Below are 517 nucleotides of genomic sequence, written 5' to 3'. Positions count from 1 at the left end.
GTTGTCGCGGCTGCCGCTCTCGAGAGCGGCGACTACACCGCAGAGAGCACGTTCCCGAACCCTGCAGAATTGCAGTTGCCGGAGAGCACCTTCGTCATCAGCAACTCCGACAGCGCGACGTGTGGCTCGGGCAGCACCGCGTCAATTGCTACGGCCATCCGCCTGTCGTGCAACATCCCCTTCGCTCAGCTGGGTGCAGAGCTCGGTTCCAACGCTATTCGCGAGCAAGCCAACCTCTTCGGCTTCAACGAGAGCGTCTCCGTGCCACTGGCATCAACCGAGAGCGTTTACCCGCGCGCTCTTGACGCTCCCCAGACGATGCTCTCGGCCTTCGGTCAATCCAGCGTTCGTGCTTCCCCGCTGCAGATGGCCATGGTGTCGATGGCGATCGCCAACAGCGGCACTCTGATGCAGCCCAATCTTGTTGAGAGCATCGTGTCCTCCGATCTCACAACCATCCAGTCCTTCGAGCCAACTCTGTTCAGTCAGGCACTCAGTCCGCAAACCGCCGCCGCAC

General features: G+C 61.5%; 1 protein-coding gene. It reads left to right on the top strand.

Features of this window, described 5'->3' with window-relative positions:
• Nucleotides 1-517 (top strand): penicillin-binding transpeptidase domain-containing protein (locus tag IP510_RS13635; RefSeq protein WP_265087611.1); only part of this gene is annotated, 517 nt, incomplete at both ends.

This window comes from Psychrobacter sp. NG254 (assembly GCF_015277735.1).
Classification (GTDB): domain Bacteria; phylum Pseudomonadota; class Gammaproteobacteria; order Pseudomonadales; family Moraxellaceae; genus Psychrobacter.
Note: the sequence above shows the minus strand (reverse complement) of the source record. Positions and strands in the feature narration are given on the sequence as shown.